Raw genomic sequence first — 18,860 nt, 5'->3', positions numbered from 1 at the left:
TAATGAACGATACAAAAGACAATAAAGTCTATAGCAGTGCCCGCCATTCTAAATATTGGCAGAAGCTGAAGGCATTAGCTGAGTCGAAGTGGTCATTAGCTGCCTTGTTTGCACAGGATAATACACGTACCCAACGTTTTAGTGCTCAGAGTGGGGCGCTGTATATGGACTACAGCAAGCAATGTCTAGATGATACTGTGCTAGAAAGTTTATTAAGTCTGGCAAATAGTTGTGAATTGTCTGCTCGTATTCAGTCCTTGCTACAAGGGGCGATGGTGAATACCAGTGAAGAACGTGCCGCTTTGCATACTGCACTACGATTGCCCACCACAGCAAACTTACAACTTGATAATCAAGATGTAGTCGCTGATGTCCATCAAAGTTTGGGGCAAGTTGAACGCTTATCTGAGCGTGTACGCAGTAGGACATGGCGCGGGTTTTCAGGTAAAGCAATTACAGATGTTGTTAATATCGGTGTAGGGGGTTCTGACTTAGGGCCACTAATGGCAACCACTGCCCTTGATGAGTGGGCAGATACCTGTGTTGAGGTCCATTTTGTCTCCAATATGGATGGCACGCAGCTGGATAATTTGCTAAAACATCTAAATCCTGAAACCACTTTATTTATTATCTCATCTAAATCCTTTGGTACCATTGATACCTTATCCAATGCCAAAACGGCACTATCATGGCTGCTTGCAACCGCAAAGCTGCGTGCGGGCACTGAAGACAGTGTATTACGTCGTCATTTCATCGGTATCTCGGCCAATAGTGAAAAAATGAGTGATTGGGGTATTCACCCTGAGCACCAGTTGCAGCTTTGGGAATGGGTAGGGGGTCGTTTTTCTTTATGGTCAGCGATTGGTCTTGCCATAGCTATTCGTATCGGTATGTCTGGGTTTAAAGAGCTGTTAGCAGGCGCGCATAGTATGGATGAGCATTTTGCGCAGGCGGATTTTGCAGAAAACTTACCGGTATTATTGGGCTTAATCGCAGTTTGGAATAGCACCTTTTTGCAGGTAAATGCTCATACTGTGCTGCCTTATGATGGGCGCTTAAGCTATTTACCCAGTTATTTAACTCAGCTAGAGATGGAAAGTAATGGTAAATCGGTGACCCAGCATGGTGATCGTATTGATTATGATACCTGTCCTATTCTTTGGGGTGAAATTGGTTCCAATGCCCAACATGCTTTTTATCAGCTGCTACATCAAGGAACGCAGCAAGTCTCTTGTGATTTTATCGCTTGTGTACGTCGCTACAGTGATGAGGTAAAAAATACGCCACTACAACAGCAGCATGAACTGTCTTTAGCCAATTGTTTGGCTCAAAGCCGTGTACTGGCTTTTGGTAATGCTGCTATCGCTGAAACGGATAGTCAAATTGCTTGTGATGCTGATAAATATAAATACTACCGAGGCAACCAGCCTTCTACAACCTTGCTGATTGATGAACTTACTCCGCATAGCTTAGGGGCGTTAATCGCGCTTTATGAGCATAAGGTTTATGTCATGGCCAGTATCTGGGATATCAATCCATTTGATCAATGGGGCGTTGAGATGGGTAAGCAGATGGCAGAGTCCGTTCATGATGCGATGCAGCAAGAGGGTAACGCACCATTCGATACCTCAACCAATCAGCTGTTAAAACACATCAAACAGCTTTCTTGAGAGCGCTGCTATATTAATAACGATTAAAGGTACACTCATGAGCGCCGAGACTATGGATAAAAAAATGCCCCAATCTGAATCCAATTCGTTTAGCTATTTGGCAAAAGATTCTGCTGTCTGCGTACTTATTGGTCATAGTATTGAGGCGGTGACCAGTGCTGTCGTACTGGCAAGTCTTGGTCAGCAAGTGCATTTATACGCAGACCAAGAGATATTGGCGCAGCAGCTACATCAATATGGCTTTGAGCATCATTTGCAGGCACTATGGCAAATGTATACGCAGCAACAGCACATTATGAGTTTTGTACTGCCTAATACCGCTGATAAGCTTATACAGCTTTATGAAGTAGCAGGTCATAGTAATACGAAGGCTATCGACGAGCAGCAAGAGGTAAAACAACCAAAATCAGTAATCCTATATTGGTTGTTTTTAGACAGTGTCGATTCGGTATGGGTAGAGGATGATTGGCTTACCGCTTTTAATCACAGTCAACAGCAGACACAACCGCTCATGATGAGTGGCATTAAGCAGCTTGGCACTATAGATGCATTGTCTCAGCGCTTAAAGCGTGCTTGGGTCTATTATCTACCGTTCGTTTTCTTAAAAGATGGCGACGCTTATAGCTCGATGTTAAATCCGTCACTATGGCTACTCGGTGAAAAAACCTCTAATAGTCGTCATCATTTGGGTATGCTACAGCCATTAATGCAGCATGCGCGTGCTACTCATTATGCCAACATCGCGACTATCGAATTTGCTCGTAGTAGCATCATGGCGATGCTCGCAACGCGGGTCAGTTTCATGAATGAGATGTCACGCTTGGCAGATAGTCAACAAGTCGATATCCAGCAAGTCAGCCATATCATGGGGCTTGATGAGCGCGTGGGCAGTAGCTACTTGCAGGCGGGCTGGGGGTTTGGTGGTAATACGCTACCGACAGAATTGCTTCAGCTACAGCAATCAAGTCAAGCACAGAGCTTGGCCATGCCGCTATTGCAATCGGTTATCCATATCAACGAAGACCAAAAAGAGCTGATATTCCGCAAATTTTGGCAATATTTTGATGGTTTTATCGATAATAAAACGATCATGATTTGGGGTGGTAGTTATAAAGCAGGCTCGGGACGGACGGCAGAGTCGGCGATTCATCCGTTATTAGCACTATTATGGTCTTATAATATCCGAACGCTGGTTTATAGCGATAAAGCGCAAACGGAGCTAGCAGCGCTTTATAAGCAGCAGTCATTACTGGAGTTGATAAACAATCCTTATCAACAGCTTGATGAGGTGCAAGCAATCTTTATTATCAGCTGGTTACCAGAAAATAGACTAGATATTGCTAAGCTTAATGAGCAAGCGATGCCCGTATTCGATGCGCAAAATGCCTTGTCACGAACGCAGATAGATGGTCTAGTCGGCGACTATATAGGGATTGGTCGCGCTAAATAAGATTTTCTATCAAGTATAAAATAAGCTCAGTAGACAAACAGTTATTAGACTAAAGCTAAATAAAAGCGCCGATTAATATAAAAATTAATCGGCGCTTTTTTTATTTTTATAAGTTTAGAATGTCTTTATTCAGCACAGCAGCTATTTAAGCAGGTACAGCACCTTTACTGGCAAGCCATTGTTGAATCTCCTGGGTCTTGCCTTGTAATAAATCCTTATCACCGCGACTTTCAATATTTAACCGAACTAATGGTTCAGTATTTGAGGCGCGTAAGTTAAAACGCCATTCGCCAAAATTTAAACTCAAACCATCAAGCATCGATTTAGTTGGCTTGTCGGCACTAAACTTCTCTTCGATAGCGCTAATAATCGCCTGCGCATCATGAGTGGTCAGATGAAAGTTCAGCTCACCTGAGCTTGGATAGGCTGCAATATAACCGCTGACCAATTCTGACAAGGTTTTACCAGTAATCGATAATAACTCAATGGTTAGCAGCCAAGGAATCATGCCGCTATCGCAGTAGAAAAAATCGCGGAAATAATGATGCGCTGACATCTCGCCGCCATACACTGCGCCAGAATCACGCATGACTTGCTTAATAAATGAGTGCCCAGATTTACTAATAACCGCTTTGCCTTTATGCTCATGAATGACCGCTTCGGTGTTATAAATTACCCGTGGATCATAAACAATCGACTCGCCCGCATACTTATTTAAAAAAGCTTGTGCCAACATGCCAACGACATAGCTACCATCAATAAATTCGCCGTATTCATTGAATAAAAAGCAGCGGTCAAAATCGCCATCAAAGGCAATCCCAAGGTCGGCTTTATGTGCTAACACGGCTTGCTGAGTGGCGGCTCTATTAGCTTCAATCATCGGATTGGGAATACCATTTGGAAAACTACCATCAGGCTCATGATGCAATTTAATCACTTCAATCGGTGCGCCAGCTTGTGCTAACTTATCGATTAATAAGTCAACCACGGGACCGGCGCTGCCATTTCCTGAATTAATAACCAGTTTAAGTGGTTTTAATTTGTCAGTATCAATAAAAGTCATCACATGATTGATATAGGCGCTTTTGTCCGTCAGTAATTGTAGGTTGCCTAAGGTGTTAGCAGGGGTAAATTGCCCCGATTCTGCCAACGCTTGAATCTCTGCCAAACCATCATCGGCGCTAATCGGTTTTGAGTGCTCTTTGACCAATTTTAAGCCATTATAATTAATGGGATTATGACTGGCAGTGACTTCGATACCGCCCAACGCTTGATAGTAGCTGGTGGCAAAATACACCTCTTCCGTACCTGTCATTCCCAAATCAATCACATCGACGCCAGCATCTAGCATACCGGTGATAGTCGCTTGTTTTAGCTGCTCACTTGAATGGCGAATATCGCTGCCAATAACGATAGCTGGTTTTAAGTTTTTCAGTTCAGCGGTGGCATCACTATCGGCACTGCTATAACGCTGAAATAAAATTTGGGCAAAAGCACGGCCGATACGGTAGGCGATAGCTTCATCGAGATTGACACCAAGCTCGCCGCGGATATCATAAGCTTTAAATGAATAAATGTTAATCGGTGCGAACTGGGTTTGAGTCGCATAGCTGGCATTATTGGTATCGGGTGTGGGCATAACGATAAAATCCTTGCGTTTAAGCAGTGAGATGATAATTAAGTAAGTCACCCAATTATAAGCCAATCAGTGTTCAATGTTACACTAACGACAAAATCGTTATAAACTTAATAGGGTTCTATTTAATAACCAATAAAAGTATAAGAGTGTTTTTTATGAATAGCTTAGAAAATAAAATAACAGCGCCTACACCGTTACAAGGAACGCCAGAAGCAAGTGGCGAGTTGGCGGATTTATTATCCTTAATGGCACGGCTGCGAGCAGATTGTCCATGGGATAAAAAGCAAAGCAACCATAGCCTCATTCCTTATGCGATTGAAGAAGCCTATGAGCTTGGCGAAGCGGTACAAGGCGATGATGATGAAGACATCAAGGGCGAGCTTGGTGATGTATTGTTGCAAGTGGTGTTTCATTGTCAGATGTACACTGAACAAGGGCGCTTTGGTATGAGTGATGTGATTACCACTTTACAAGAAAAATTAATTCGCCGGCACCCGCATGTATTTGAAGCAGAAACGCTACAAGATGAAGCCGCGGTAAAAGAACGCTGGGATGAGATTAAGGTGGAGGAGCAACAAGCCCGCGCTGCACGTGGTAAACCACAGCGCCGTTTGGACAATACCAAAGCAGGCAGCGCGCTGATGCAAGCGCAGGATGTGCAAAAACAGGCGTCAAAATTGGGTTTTGATTGGGAAGGCGTCAGCGGCGCATTTGATAAACTCGATGAAGAAATTGCCGAGCTAAAGGCCGAGATTTTAGATAAGCCAAAAGTCGAGATAAAAGATAATATTGCCGATATTGAAAAAGAGCTTGGCGATTGCATGTTTGCGCTGGTCAATGTCGCCCGTAAACTAAACCTCGACGCTGAAACTGCGACGTTAACTTGTGTGCATAAATTTAAATCACGCTTTGGCTATATTGAAGACCAGTTAGCTGCCGCTGGCAAGCGTTTAGAAGATAGCGATATTAATGAGATGGATGCGTTATGGGAAGCGGCGAAACAGCATGAACGCGACTAATAAAAGCTTGTTTACTAAATACTCGTTTATCAAATGGCAGCATGCTAATCTATTTAAAAATGCAGCCATTTTTTTAGTAGGCATAGTTTCTATCATGGCTATGCTATCTCATCCTGTCCTTGCCGCGCCTTGTTTTGATAATGCGCAAAGTGCTTATAATTATCTATTAACGCAAGAAACAGCGCAAAGCCAAGCGCGTATGCAGTCAATCATTAATATTAATCGAGCAACAGAAGGTGAGCTTACGTTGCTACATGGTATTGGTAGCAATAAGGCGCAAGCCATTATCCTATATCGTGAGATGTTTGGCAGTTTTAGAACGGTTGATGAATTGACAAAGGTAAAGGGTATTGGCGCAAAAACCGTTGATAAAAATCGAGGACGTTTGACCGTGCAAGATTAATCGCTGTATTTTACTTTAATTAACCCCAATATTGACAAAATAGCATGTAAGTAACTGTCTAAATACACCCACCATGGCCAAAATTTGTTAAACTAGCATGTACATCCGCCTGATTGACGCTGTGTTCGTCAGGGTGGTTAAGAAAAAAGGCAAGGAGTAGATGCATGGCCGAGCGTGCCGCCAAGCAGTTAGAACTGAATAAATCTGAATTACCCAATTCTATTACCGAAGTAATCGCAACCCTAACCCGAGCTGGGTTTGACGCCTATATCGTCGGTGGTGGCGTGCGTGATACCTTGCTAGGACTGCGTCCAAAAGATTTTGACGCGGTCACTGATGCCAAGCCTCATGAGATTAAAGACGTCTTTGGTAAGCGCTGCCGTATTATCGGTCGCCGTTTTCAGTTGGCGCATGTGTACTCTGGGCGTGAGCTTATCGAGGTAGCCACCTTCCGTGGTCCACCTATTAATGATTCTAATACCAATCAAGACGGTATGATTCTGCGCGACAATGTCTGGGGTGATATCAAACAAGACTTTGCCCGTCGTGATTTTTCTATCAATGCCCTTTATTATCAGCCGCTTAAAGGCATAGTTCATGATTTTTGCGACGCGCTTGAAGATATTGACAATAAAATTATCCGTTTATTAGGCAATGCACCGATTCGTATCGAAGAAGATCCGGTCAGATTGCTGCGTGCCTTGCGTTTCAAAGCAAAATTGGGTTTTGAGTTTGATAGCGAATTAGCCGCACAGTTCCATGATGGCAACTGGTCATTACTTGAACAAATCTCTCCGCACCGTCTGTATGATGAAACGCAAAAGATGTTTACCGGTGGTTATTTAGTACCATTATTACCGTTATTGTTTGATTCAGGCGCGATTGATAGTCTCATCATTTATCCGCCTTCTGAGCCAAGTGCCTTAGTTAAACAAGTCGCTATTAATACCGACAAACGTATTGCTGCTGGCAAAAGTATCAACCCAGCATTCTTTTATGCCGCTTTGCTGTGGGAGAACTACTTACATCAACTAGAAAAAGCCAAGAAGCGCAATATGCCTTTTGCGGATGCACAAATGCATGCAGCAGGCAAAGTGATTGATCGTCAACGTATTAAGACCGCTATTCCAAAATTTGCGGAACAGTTTATCCGTGATATTTGGATATTGCAGCCAAAGCTGGCCGCGCCGCGTAGCAAACAGATTGTTCAGCTATCTGAGCATCCACGTTTCCGCGCCGGTTTTGATTTCTTGTTATTGCGCGAGCAGTGCGGCGATGCTGAGCATCCGCTTTCTGAGTCGACCAATGATATGGGCGAGTGGTGGCAGACCTATCAAACTTTGTCCGAGCAACAGCAGAATCAAGCGATTGATAGTTTTGATGAAAATATCCGCCGCGGTGCTTATAAACAAGGTCAACGTAGTCGCGGACGCAATCGTCAAAAGCCACAGTATGTGAATGACACAGCTAAGCTAAATCAGCTAGATAACGACTATAAAGATAAAGCGCTAAGTAATGACAGTCCAAAATCAGAGATGGTTAACGATGCCTCAAACGTGCCATCACGCCGCCGCCGTGCCAGTCAGCATACATCTGCTAATGCTAATGCTAACGATAAAGTTTATAGCCCTCAGCAAGTCAAACAAGACAATAATGAGCTAGCGCAGTTGCAGCAATTGTCTTTGGCGAGTCGCAATAATGGTAGCAATCGGCAGCAGACATCAAAACCTGCGCCGCTGTTTGTCATAGAGCATGGCAACGTCGTACCGCCTCTCAAAAAACAGCTGTCTGCTTCAGATAAACCTTTGCCTAAAGCGACGCAAAAAGCGCCTGTGCAAGAAACAGTTGCTAAAAAAGCATCGACTGATAGTCAATCGAATCAGCAAACAAAATCTGCTGATAAAGTAAATAACTCAAACAGTCGATCGAATACGCGACAAGCATCAGTTGATACTCAGCCAACTTCAAATAATGCGCTTACCACCGCTTATGCAGAGCGCAACGTCGCCCAGTCGCCAGCACTTGTTAGTATGAATAACGAGCCGATACCGCATAAGCGCCGTCGTCGTCAGCCTACTGCGATTGAAAATACTGGCACTGTAGTAGAGGTCGGCAGTACCAAAAAGGCAGTGGTAATAGATACGAATAGCAATGAAAAAGCAGTCGGCAAGTATGCAAAAAAAGTGCCTAAGCCAGCTAGTCATTCTAATGATAATGCTATTGCTAGAGCGCCAAAACCTGTTAAAGCATCAAGTGCTAAGCTTGCTAAAAGTGTTCAGGTTGCTAATAAGCAAGATGCCAATAAAGAAGAAGCTAGTAATCGAAACATTAGTAACAAGATAGACGCTAACAGGATTGCTATTAGCAACATGAATGCAGATAAAGGTCCTGTGCCATCGAAACGTCGCCGTCGTCAGCCAAGTAACGGTGATGTTTAGTATTGGCAATGGCTAAAAAGGTCAAAGGATAGCGATAAGTATGAGCCTTAATGATATTCATATTGATGCCAATAAGTGCGTAAATGATGACAGTGAGCGTTCCTGGATTACTTGCTATGTTGGCTTGGGAAGCAATCTAGCAAATGAGCTTGGTTCGCCCGTCGAGCATTTACAGCAAGCATCTGAGATGCTGCAAAATGAAGAAAAAATACGCACAGTGCGTATTTCTTCATTTTATGCTTCAGTACCGATGGGACCCCAAGATCAGCCAGATTTTGTCAATGCGGTTGTGGGTTTTGAGACGATATTTACGCCGTTTGAGTTACTGGAATATTGTCAAAATCTAGAGCAGCAAGCAAAACGCGCCCGCCTACGCCATTGGGGTGAGCGCAGTCTTGATGTCGATATATTAATATATGGCAATGAGCGGATTGCTGAGCCAACATTAACGATACCGCATGCCGGCTTACATGAGCGTAATTTTGTCTTGATACCGCTACGAGAGCTCGCGCCTGAGCTAATGATTGCCGGGCAGTCGATAATCGATTATCCACAGAGCAGCGATTGGTCAGGCTTGAAGATATCAGAATATAATGCATGAAGCGTTAAGTAAATAGAGATATTCATTCATTTAAAGCGAATGATGATTGATTAATAGTCAAAAGTATTGAGGACGATATAGCAATATGACAACGTTATCTACTTTAAATAAGTTTAAAAAAGATGGTACCAAATTTACTTGTTTGACCTGTTATGACGCTATGTTTGCGCGCATGATGGAAAAAGCAGAGATTGATACGATTTTGATTGGTGATAGCTTAGGTATGGTTGTGCAAGGTCATGATTCAACCTTGCCGGTTACGGTCGATGATATGGCTTATCATACCGCTAATGTCGCTCGTAGTAATAAGCAAGCGCTCATCTTAGCAGACTTACCCTTTATGAGCTATGTGACGCTGCCAGAAGCTATTGCTAACAGCCGCAAGCTGATGCAAGCAGGCGCACACGTAATCAAAATTGAAGGTGGCAGTGAGCTTTGCGAGTTGATTACAACATTGGCGCAAGCCGGCACGCCAACGTGTGTACATTTGGGATTAACGCCACAGTCGGTGAATGTTTTTGGCGGTTATAAAGTCCAAGGACGCGGCGATGAGGCAGGTCAAAAACTCCTTGATGATGCAAAAGCTGTTGTTGACGCTGGTGCCGCACTTTTAGTATTAGAATGCGTGCCTGCTGAGCTTGCTAAAGCAGTAACTGAAGCGGTTGCTGTGCCAGTGATTGGTATTGGGGCAGGCGCTGATACCGATGGTCAAGTATTGGTCATGCACGATATGCTCGGTATGGTTCACGGTCGCGCGCCACGTTTTATCCATGATTTTTTGACTGATGAGCGTAACACGGAGCACAGTATCGAAGGCGCATTTGCTCTGTATCAGCAGTCAGTAAAGGAAGGTAGCTTCCCAACAGCGCAACATCAGTTTAGCTAAGCAAATATTAAACGTCAGTCATTAGATCTATCAGTAAAAGAGCAGTCAACTATGCCAACGATTCATCACCATATCTCAGAGCTACGCTTGGCTTTACGGCCTTACCGCACAGCGCAGCGCATTGCTTTAGTACCTACCATGGGCAATCTACATGATGGTCATCTAGAGCTGGTAAAAATAGCCAAACAGCATGCAGATATCGTGGTAGTTAGTATTTTTGTTAATCCAACGCAGTTTGGGGTTGGCGAAGATTTTGATAGCTATCCTCGTACCTTAGAGGAAGATGTGGCGAAACTTGCTACTGTCGGCGCGGATTATGTTTTTGCTCCTACTATTGATGAGATGTATCCGGTATTGCCACCGCCGACATCCGTACTCACTGGGGCTATCACTGAACAATTATGTGGCAAAACTCGCCCAACGCATTTTGATGGTGTTGGTATCGTTGTCTCAAAGTTATTTAATATCGTGCAGCCTGATGTCGCAATATTTGGGCAAAAAGATTATCAGCAGCTAGCAATCATCAAGCAGTTGGTGCGTGACTTAAGCTATCCAATCGAGATTATTGGCGCACCTATTGTCCGTGCTACTGACGGTTTGGCTTTGTCTTCGCGCAATCAGTACTTAAGTGAATCTGAGCGAAAAACAGCGCCTATCTTGCAGCAAGAATTACAGTATTTAGCCAAACAGATTGGCGATAATCAGCAGCCATTAGATATGCTTTTGGTTGCAGCTCGTGAGCGTATGACCAGTGCTGGTTTTATTATTGATTATTTAGAAGTGAAAACAGCTGAGCTGACTGCTGTAGGTGATGAGAGTATCAATAATCATCAAGATTTGGTGATATTAGTTGCTGCATGGTTAGGTCGGGCGCGCTTGCTAGATAATCAATTGGTCAAAATTAATAAAATTCGATGACACTGCTATTTATAATACTGTAATTTGCGGGATGCAATTTATAAGGATGACGGAACATGCAGGTAAATCAAGACACCTATAATGCTCAATCAAAGCTAACAGATTCCAACGAATCCGCTGCTGATAAACTGAGTATCTTAGTAGTATCAGGACGTTCAGGTTCTGGGAAAACTTCGGTACTTAATATCCTTGAAGACTTGGGTTTTTATTCTATTGATAATCTGCCTTTGTCGCTTGTGCCTGAAGCGGCGCAAAAGCTAGTTTGTGATAGTGGGATTAAACGCATTGCCCTTGGGGTTGATATTCGTACGCCGCGTGCAGATTTATCCAATTTTGCTGATATTCATGAGTGTTTAAAAGAGACTTATGGTGAAGAGGCGGTCACGGTGATGTATGTGACGGCGCAAGAAGAGACGCTGGTTGCCCGCTTTAATGCCACACGTCGCATTCATCCGTTGATGGTTCTAGATACCAAGGGTGTAGAAAATAACGTTTATAATTTACCTGCGGCAATTGAGAAAGAAATTCAGATGTTGCAGCCAATATTTAAGCATGCCGATATCAAGATAGATACCAGTATGCTGAATATACATCAGCTAAAAGAGCGTCTGCGTAATTACGTCGGTGTGGACAATCAAATTGTAATTAACTTGCTATCATTTGGCTTTAAATATGGTAGTCCTATCGATGCAGATTTTGTCTTTGATGTACGGATTTTACCCAATCCGCATTGGAATCCGAGCCTACGAGCAGCAACGGGTCTTGATGCCGAAGTAGGTGTATTTTTTGCGGATTATCCAGAAGTCGCTGAAATGACTGAGGATATTGCTACCTTCTTAAATCGTTGGCTACCGGATTTTTTACACAACAATCGCCATACGGTAACGGTCGCCATTGGCTGCACCGGTGGCAAGCACCGCTCAGTATTTATCACCAAACATTTACAAGACAGATTACAAGATAGCTTGCCAGAAGGCTTAACCGTGACGGCGAAACACCGTGAAAAGCATCGCTGGTAGCGTCTACAAAACCCTTTATAAATATTTTTTTTATACTTATTATTTATTTTCAAAAATGGAAAGCTTTTATGATTGACTGGTCAGAACAAGATATGCGCGTCTCGCGCACAGAGCTCAAAAAAGCTCATGAGCGCCTGCAACAGTTGTCGATACCGCTTGCCAGCTTATCGAAAAAACAACTAAAAGCCTTACCTGCCAGTGATTATTTTATGGCAGAGTTGATGGCGCTTGCCGATATCACTAGCGCCAATGCACGAAATCGTCAGACCAAACGTGTTGGCAAGCTTATGATTGAAGAAAATCGCCATGAGCTGATAAAAGCATTATTTGATGCCTATTTTCCTAAAGAGCAAGTGTCTAAGATAGAGAGCTGGTATGAGCGTCTAAATATCAATGATGAAGGGACGCTTAAGCAGTTCGTCAAACAATATAAAGCCTCTGAACAGCATAGTATGTATCAGTTATTGCTCTGGATTGAGTATGCCAAGCATACCAACGATGAGGAGCTAATGGCAGAGTCAAAAGCTGACCTTGCCAGTTATATACGTGAAGTGGCTATTTTGACGAATCTAAAAAAATAGCGACGAGATATAGGAAGGCGTATTTAGTTTATCGGCTACCTATAAAATACAAAAAACAGAATGCTAAAATATAAAAAAGCCAATCGTTAATGATTGGCTTTTTTAATGGATCAGAAATAGCGTTTTTATATTTTTTTAAAAAACTAATGCTACTTTTTCTCTGCGCGTACTTTGTCGACTAGGAAATCAACTACTTTAGGTACGGTAGCACTTTCACCGGTTACCACGTACTTGCCTTGCACAACAACGGCTGGCACACCCGATAACTGATAACGCTTAGCGCCTGCTTGCGAGCGACCGATTTTGGTACCAACAGCAAAAGAGTTATAAAGGCTATTAAATTTCTTTTCGTTCACACCTTTTGAGGCATACCATTTGCTTAATGAAGACTGGTCAAATAACTGCTTACCATCTTTATGTACGGCATCAAATAAAGCGTCATGGGTCTTGTCTTCAAAACCCAGTAATTGCGCGGCATAAAAACCACGGGCACTGGCTTCCCAAACAGGGTTTAATGCTGCGGGTGTTTTAAAGAATGCTACATCTTTATCTTTGTTTTTTGCCCATTTTTCCATGTGTGGATTAAGGACATTACAATGCGGGCAACCATACCAAAAAAACTCACGCACAATGATAGCATCACCGCTGATTTTTTCTGGATTATCTAACACACGATAGTCTTTTCCTGCGACATAATTGGCAGCTTGTGCACCCATATTGGCAAATCCAATAGCGCAAGCCAAGCCAGTTAATGCGATGATACGTTTCATACTTATTCCTTGAAATAACGACATTCAGAAGTTTGCTTTAATAGTTATAGCTTTGATAGTCATATAAATACCAAAGCAAATAAGCAATGACAAAGTCAATAGACGACGATAGGTCGACTGAGTCGACCTACTATAGAATAGCAACTATAATAGCGTAAAATGCGGCAGTTTGTGAACCGGATTCTTAACTAATGGTTGTAATGCTGTCAGTCATTATTTAAGGTATCTTACTTATAGCCTGTTATTCTATTTTTATTGACCTTTAAAGCATTAATAAAGCAGTTCACAATCGGTGACGATGTACTTACGGCAGCTTTGCGGCTCGCATGTTAATATTGAGTCTTTAGTCACATACTATAACAATAAAGGAAAAACTATGAGCCAAGCTTTATTTTCTGGGCAGCCTTTGCACACTCAAGCAAATGATAGTGGCATGGCTGACGATATCATAAACGCTATAAATGTCGATCCAAGCGAAGTTGAAAAATTTAATAAATTGGCGGGTGAGTGGTGGAATAAAACCGGTGCCTTTGCTACCTTACACGAAATCAATCCGCTGCGTCTAAACTGGATAGAGGAAAATGTGAAGCGTGGCTACGTGAGTGCTGATAGTCAAAAAACGGCAGAGATGGGCTTGGCGGGTAAAAAGGTTCTTGATGTCGGTTGTGGCGGTGGTATCTTATCAGAATCAATGGCACGTCGCGGCGCAGATGTGACAGGTATCGACCTTGGGACAGAAAATCTTAAAGCAGCAAGTCTCCATGCTGAACAAAGCAACTTACAAGATACCTTGCGCTATCAGCATATTCCGGTTGAGCAATTGGCTGCTACCCATGCTGGTCAGTTTGATGTGGTTACCTGTATGGAGATGCTAGAGCATGTACCAGATCCAGCCGCTATTGTAGATGCTTGTTTTAAGCTGTTGGCGCCAGGCGGCGTATGCGTACTATCAACGATTAACCGTAATCCAAAATCTTATTTGTTTGCTATCGTGGGTGCAGAGTACGTATTACGCTTGCTTGATCGCGGTACGCATGATTATGCCAAGTTTATTACGCCAGCTGAGCTCGATAAAATGGCAATTGATGCAGAGTTTGCGCGCCAAGATATTATTGGACTGCACTATAATCCATTGACCAAGCGTTACTGGCTAGCTCAAAACGTCGATGTCAACTATATGATAGCAGTACAGAAACCTCTCGCTTAATACCCTTTTTACCACCTTAATTAAGAGCCTTCGTAATGAGCCAATTTGTAAAAGCGGTCTTATTTGACCTAGATGGGACATTGATAGATACTGCTGCCGATTTTATACGTATTATTGGCAAAATGAGCCAAGAAAACGGCTGGCAAGCGCCGTCTGAGACAGAGATTCGTGAGCAAGTATCGGCAGGTGCTTCAGCGATGGTGCAGCTTATGCTACGTCATAATGAGCAAACAGACTTTAGCGAAGAGACGTTGCTTGAGTTTCGTCAGCAGTTTTTAGACGATTATGAAGCGGATATTTGTGTGGATAGTCATGTTTTTGACACGCTTGAGGACGTTTTAAGTGCCCTTGAAGAAAAAGGTATACCGTGGGGTATAGTGACCAATAAACCGCGCTATTTGTCAGAGCTGTTATTAGAAAAAATGCAGCTAGATACGCGCTGTGCGGTTTTGGTTTGTCCTGATGATGTGTCACGCCCTAAACCTGATCCAGAGCCTATGTATGCGGCGCTAGAGAAGCTTGGTATCCCTCGCGGCGCTGCTGCAAGTGTGATTTATGTTGGCGATCATATCCGTGATATCGAAGCTGGTAATGCCGCTGGTATGCCCACGATTCTGGCCGCTTATGGTTATATTCCGCCTGAAGATCAAAATAACCTGAAGAAATGGGGCGCAGATTATATTACGGAAACCCCTGAGCAGTTGAGTAAATTACTGCTTTCTTCTGGTAAATTCGACTATTTATAATTCAAATGTTATAACTCAAATGAGCCACAAGATCAGCGTGTTATCAGGCAATATTTAACAACATAGCATAATGGTTAACCATTCCATTTATTAAACGATAAGTAGTGAGTAACGCCATGAGTGACAATATCAACCCATTAGCGAATCAGTCGGCAAACTATCCAGCCGACAATATAGCCAATAATATTGCAAGCCAGCAGACTGAATTGCAATCGTCTGCAACCGAATTAACCCACGGGGATATTCGTGACTTTGTACCCTCTGAAAACTGCTTAGATGGCAAAACCATCTTGGTGACAGGTGCGGGCGATGGCATTGGTCGGGTCGCTGCATTGACCTATGCACGCTATGGCGCAACGGTGCTGCTATTAGGACGTACCAGTAGCAAGCTTGAATATGTCTATGATGAAATCGAGAGCTTTGGTGGTAAGCAACCTGCTATGTTACCGATGAATCTGGAAGGGGCTACCTATGCAGAAATGCAAAAGCTAGAAAATTTGATTCATAGAGAAGTTGGTCAGCTTGATGGAATATTGCATAATGCTGGGATGCTTGGTCCATTGACGCCACTTGAGATGTACGATGTAGATATGTTTGCTCAAGTCATGAAGATTAACTTCACAGCGACCTTTATGCTTACCCAAGCGTTACTGCCGTTACTCAAAGATGCACCGCATGGTTCTATCGTATTTACCTCTAGCAGTGTTGGTACGCATCCTCGCGCATTTTGGGGTGCTTACGCGCTGTCTAAGCAAGCGGTAGAAGGAATGAGCGATATCTTTACCCAAGAGACGCAAAATACCACCAATCTGCGTTTTAACTGTATCAATCCGGGTGGTACTCGCACCAATATGCGTGCTCACGCTTATCCAGGTGAAAATCCGATGAGTCTGAAAACTCCTGAAGATATTATGGCAGGTTATGTGTGCTTGATGAGTGATGAGAGTACCGGGGTACGTGGACAAGTGGTTGAGTTACAACCCAAGGATTGAGCGACAATTTGTCTGCGCAGGTAGATTGAAATTGCTGATATCTAACCCCATCTATTTGTTATCAAAGACCTTTATGCTCGATTAAAAATACGCATAATTAATAAAAATAAATAGGATAATAATATGGCAGGTGGTTGGTCAAGAGATGGTGCTGAGCATGAGCAAATGGATGCGACCGTTAACGATGCGCTAGAGCGCGCACGCCGTGCATTACCGACAGGTAAAAGCGCAGAGTGTTGTGATGAATGCGGCAATCCCATTCCAGAAGCACGGCGCATTGCAGTACCCGGTGTACAGCACTGTGTTGGCTGTCAATCTGAGCTTGAGCAAGAAGCAAAAGCTGCGGAATTGTTTAATCGCCGTGGCAGTAAAGACAGTCAGTTACGCTAATAGAACCAATAAAAAAGCCCTCACTATTTTGATAGTAGGGGCTTTTTTATTGGTTCTATTTTTATCAACAATCTTTCTATCACTACAATAGATGGCTATGCAATCATTAACTATAGTATCAACGCCATGAGTTCATGGTCATAGGCTTCCCAATCTAGCTTAACCTCTATCGCATCTTCTTGCCCAGTACTTGTTTGCAAAATAATCTCTAGTCGGCTGTCGGCTTGTACGCTCACTGTCTTTGTGGACAAGCTATCAGGCGTAAAATTGATTTGTAGCCAGCCATTAGACGTATGCAATACGCCTTTAATGCGTTGCCAGTTTGGTAGCGTTAGCAGCCAATCCTGTAACTTATCAGCATTTAATATATAGTCCGCTGGTAGTCGCCAACCTGCAACTACGATATCTTGCTGTATTTCATGATAACGATAGGGCAGCTCGATGTCTTTGTCTGCCTGAATATTATTATCGTTTGTGGAAGGGTCGAATAATGACTTATTCGATAATGAATGACTCAGTGGCTGCAAGCTAATCACAGATTTTTTCGGCTGAGCGATATTGACTGTCCGCTGTTGTGAGATAGTCTGGCTAGGCTTGATCAGCTGCCTGCTTAACACTGCTGAATAGTCATTTGATGTGCTTATATCGTTAATTGTGGTCTGATCATTAGATTCTGCCCAAATAATAGTGATTTGCGCATTTAACTCTGCTATCCAATCTTGTAATGCTTGCTTATCGTCAGTACTTAATTGGGCATAGCGATTAATGACCAAGACATCGGCATCACGAATATGCGCTTGGAACCCTTCGTGAGCACGATATTTTTCTCGTTGCCACTGCAGAGCGTTAAGTACAGTTATGACCGCTTGCATCTTTAGAGCCGTCTGCCAATGCGGCGCGCTAAGCTGCCGTATTAGCTCACGTGGATGGGCAAGACCTGTCGGTTCAATAAGCAGGCGCTGTGGATGATGGTCACTCAGCAAGCGACCAATAGCTACTTGTAGAGGTAACTGGCTGGTACAGCAAATACAGCCGCCGCTAACTTCACGAATGGCGATATCATTTTGAGCGGAATTGCTATCTTGTGAGCTTGAAACCAAGGCTGCATCGATACCAATCCGACCAAACTCGTTAATCAATAATGCCCAACGCTCATCAGTGGATTTATCGGCAATCAATTGGTTAATAAGTGTGGTTTTGCCAGAACCCAAAAACCCTGTCACCAAAGTGCAGGGTATATTTTGATGAATAATAGAGGATTTCAATGTTGCGCCCGTTGTATTAATAGGATTACCCATTAATAGTATGATATATCAACGGACACAAGCAATACTTAGAAATTTAAAGTGATTCGCTCTTAGCTGCTTCGACTTCTGCTTCGTCAGGTACGAATACATAGCCTACGCCCCAGACAGTCTGGATATAACGTGCTTGTGAAGGATTGTCTTCAATTAAGCGGCGCAGACGTGATACTTGAACGTCAATTGAACGCTCCATCGCGCCCCATTCACGACCACGGGCAAGGTTCATCAGCTTATCACGGGTCAATGGCTCGCGTGGATGCTGAACCAATGCCTTTAGTACCGAGAATTCACCCGTCGTTAAGGTGACAACATTGCCGTCGCGTTTGAGCGTACGTGTCGATAAATCAAGTGTCCATGGACCAAATTCTACTACTTCAAGCTGATGACTTGGTGCCCCTGGTAGCTCACGATTTTGACGACGAAGTACTGCTTTGATACGTGCTAATAGCTCTTTTGGATTAAATGGCTTTGGTAGATAGTCATCCGCACCCGCTTCTAGACCCGCGATGCGATCAGCGTCGCCACCTTTAGCAGTAAGCATAATAATAGGGATGTCGCCATTATCTTCGCGCAGGCGCTTACAAATACTGATACCGTCTTCGCCTGGTAGCATCAAATCAAGTACCACTAATGAAAAAAGCTCACGCTGCAACAGCTTATCCATTTGACTGCCATCGTGGGCAGTACGGACAACAAAACCATCGTCTTCTAGAAAGCGCTGTAACAAAGAGCGCAATCGTGCATCGTCATCAACGACTAGAATACGCTGAGTTAAAGTATCGGGGCTGTTATTTTCAGACATACAGGCATCCTCTCATAAAAATTAT

The 18,860-nt window shown here is 43.4% G+C and carries 18 protein-coding genes; 14 read left to right on the top strand and 4 right to left on the bottom strand.

The window, feature by feature from the left end:
* Nucleotides 1–2 precede the first annotated feature (2 nt).
* Nucleotides 3–1,670, top strand: a complete 1,668-nt coding sequence (pgi, locus tag FQ083_RS04695; protein WP_149409025.1) for a glucose-6-phosphate isomerase — start codon at nucleotides 3–5, stop codon at nucleotides 1,668–1,670.
* 37 nt (nucleotides 1,671–1,707) lie between these two features.
* Nucleotides 1,708–3,120: a UDP-glucose/GDP-mannose dehydrogenase family protein gene (locus FQ083_RS04690; RefSeq protein ID WP_149409024.1), complete on the top strand. Its 1,413-nt coding sequence runs from the start codon at nucleotides 1,708–1,710 to the stop codon at nucleotides 3,118–3,120.
* 145 nt (nucleotides 3,121–3,265) lie between these two features.
* On the opposite strand, the gene FQ083_RS04685 is transcribed toward FQ083_RS04690, so the two are convergent.
* Entirely contained in the window at nucleotides 3,266–4,759 is a 1,494-nt protein-coding gene (locus tag FQ083_RS04685) for a phosphomannomutase CpsG (protein ID WP_149409023.1), read from the bottom strand.
* 155 nt (nucleotides 4,760–4,914) lie between these two features.
* On the opposite strand from FQ083_RS04685, the gene mazG reads away from it, so the two are divergent.
* From mazG to yjgA, 8 genes are all read left to right on the top strand, one after another.
* Nucleotides 4,915–5,778 (top strand): nucleoside triphosphate pyrophosphohydrolase, encoded by an 864-nt coding sequence (gene mazG / locus FQ083_RS04680; protein WP_149409022.1) that lies wholly within the window; start codon nucleotides 4,915–4,917, stop codon nucleotides 5,776–5,778.
* 94 nt (nucleotides 5,779–5,872) lie between these two features.
* Nucleotides 5,873–6,181 (top strand): ComEA family DNA-binding protein, encoded by a 309-nt coding sequence (locus FQ083_RS04675; RefSeq protein ID WP_410477353.1) that lies wholly within the window; start codon nucleotides 5,873–5,875, stop codon nucleotides 6,179–6,181.
* Nucleotides 6,182–6,345: 164 nt separating this feature from the next.
* Nucleotides 6,346–8,619: a polynucleotide adenylyltransferase PcnB gene (gene pcnB, locus FQ083_RS04670; RefSeq protein WP_149409020.1), complete on the top strand. Its 2,274-nt coding sequence runs from the start codon at nucleotides 6,346–6,348 to the stop codon at nucleotides 8,617–8,619.
* A 40-nt stretch (nucleotides 8,620–8,659) separates the two neighbouring features.
* Nucleotides 8,660–9,220, top strand: a complete 561-nt coding sequence (gene folK / locus FQ083_RS04665; protein ID WP_149409019.1) for a 2-amino-4-hydroxy-6-hydroxymethyldihydropteridine diphosphokinase — start codon at nucleotides 8,660–8,662, stop codon at nucleotides 9,218–9,220.
* 85 nt (nucleotides 9,221–9,305) lie between these two features.
* Entirely contained in the window at nucleotides 9,306–10,106 is an 801-nt protein-coding gene (panB, locus tag FQ083_RS04660) for a 3-methyl-2-oxobutanoate hydroxymethyltransferase (protein ID WP_149409018.1), read from the top strand.
* 51 nt (nucleotides 10,107–10,157) lie between these two features.
* A complete protein-coding gene (gene panC / locus FQ083_RS04655; protein ID WP_149409017.1) occupies nucleotides 10,158–11,024 on the top strand; it encodes a pantoate--beta-alanine ligase in 867 nt (288 codons plus the stop codon).
* Nucleotides 11,025–11,080: 56 nt separating this feature from the next.
* Nucleotides 11,081–12,043 carry an RNase adapter RapZ gene (gene rapZ / locus FQ083_RS04650; protein ID WP_149409016.1) on the top strand — a complete coding sequence of 321 codons (963 nt, stop codon included), beginning with the start codon at nucleotides 11,081–11,083 and terminating at the stop codon, nucleotides 12,041–12,043.
* A gap of 68 nt (nucleotides 12,044–12,111) precedes the next feature.
* A complete protein-coding gene (yjgA, locus tag FQ083_RS04645; protein WP_011512503.1) occupies nucleotides 12,112–12,624 on the top strand; it encodes a ribosome biogenesis factor YjgA in 513 nt (170 codons plus the stop codon).
* Nucleotides 12,625–12,773: 149 nt separating this feature from the next.
* On the opposite strand, the gene FQ083_RS04640 is transcribed toward yjgA, so the two are convergent.
* A complete protein-coding gene (locus tag FQ083_RS04640; RefSeq protein ID WP_011512504.1) occupies nucleotides 12,774–13,394 on the bottom strand; it encodes a thiol:disulfide interchange protein DsbA/DsbL in 621 nt (206 codons plus the stop codon).
* 376 nt (nucleotides 13,395–13,770) lie between these two features.
* On the opposite strand from FQ083_RS04640, the gene ubiG reads away from it, so the two are divergent.
* From ubiG to FQ083_RS04620, 4 genes are all read left to right on the top strand, one after another.
* Nucleotides 13,771–14,601, top strand: coding sequence for a bifunctional 2-polyprenyl-6-hydroxyphenol methylase/3-demethylubiquinol 3-O-methyltransferase UbiG (gene ubiG, locus FQ083_RS04635; protein ID WP_149409015.1), 831 nt, complete (start codon nucleotides 13,771–13,773; stop codon nucleotides 14,599–14,601).
* Between the two features lie 35 nt (nucleotides 14,602–14,636).
* The gene (locus FQ083_RS04630) at nucleotides 14,637–15,347 is read left to right on the top strand and encodes an HAD family hydrolase (protein WP_149409014.1); all 711 of its coding nucleotides are present in this window, start codon (nucleotides 14,637–14,639) and stop codon (nucleotides 15,345–15,347) included.
* Nucleotides 15,348–15,463: 116 nt separating this feature from the next.
* Entirely contained in the window at nucleotides 15,464–16,339 is an 876-nt protein-coding gene (locus tag FQ083_RS04625) for a YciK family oxidoreductase (protein ID WP_149409013.1), read from the top strand.
* 123 nt (nucleotides 16,340–16,462) lie between these two features.
* Nucleotides 16,463–16,729 (top strand): DksA/TraR family C4-type zinc finger protein, encoded by a 267-nt coding sequence (locus FQ083_RS04620; RefSeq protein ID WP_149409012.1) that lies wholly within the window; start codon nucleotides 16,463–16,465, stop codon nucleotides 16,727–16,729.
* Nucleotides 16,730–16,839: 110 nt separating this feature from the next.
* Here the strand turns inward: FQ083_RS04620 and FQ083_RS04615 are convergent, their stop codons facing one another.
* Entirely contained in the window at nucleotides 16,840–18,027 is a 1,188-nt protein-coding gene (locus FQ083_RS04615; RefSeq protein WP_149409011.1) for a CobW family GTP-binding protein, read from the bottom strand.
* Nucleotides 18,028–18,070: 43 nt separating this feature from the next.
* A complete protein-coding gene (gene ompR, locus FQ083_RS04610; protein ID WP_011279439.1) occupies nucleotides 18,071–18,835 on the bottom strand; it encodes a two-component system response regulator OmpR in 765 nt (254 codons plus the stop codon).
* Nucleotides 18,836–18,860: the final 25 nt, after the last annotated feature.

This window comes from Psychrobacter sp. ANT_H59, assembly GCF_008369225.1.
Taxonomy (GTDB): domain Bacteria; phylum Pseudomonadota; class Gammaproteobacteria; order Pseudomonadales; family Moraxellaceae; genus Psychrobacter; species Psychrobacter cryohalolentis.
Note: the sequence above shows the minus strand (reverse complement) of the source record. Positions and strands in the feature narration are given on the sequence as shown.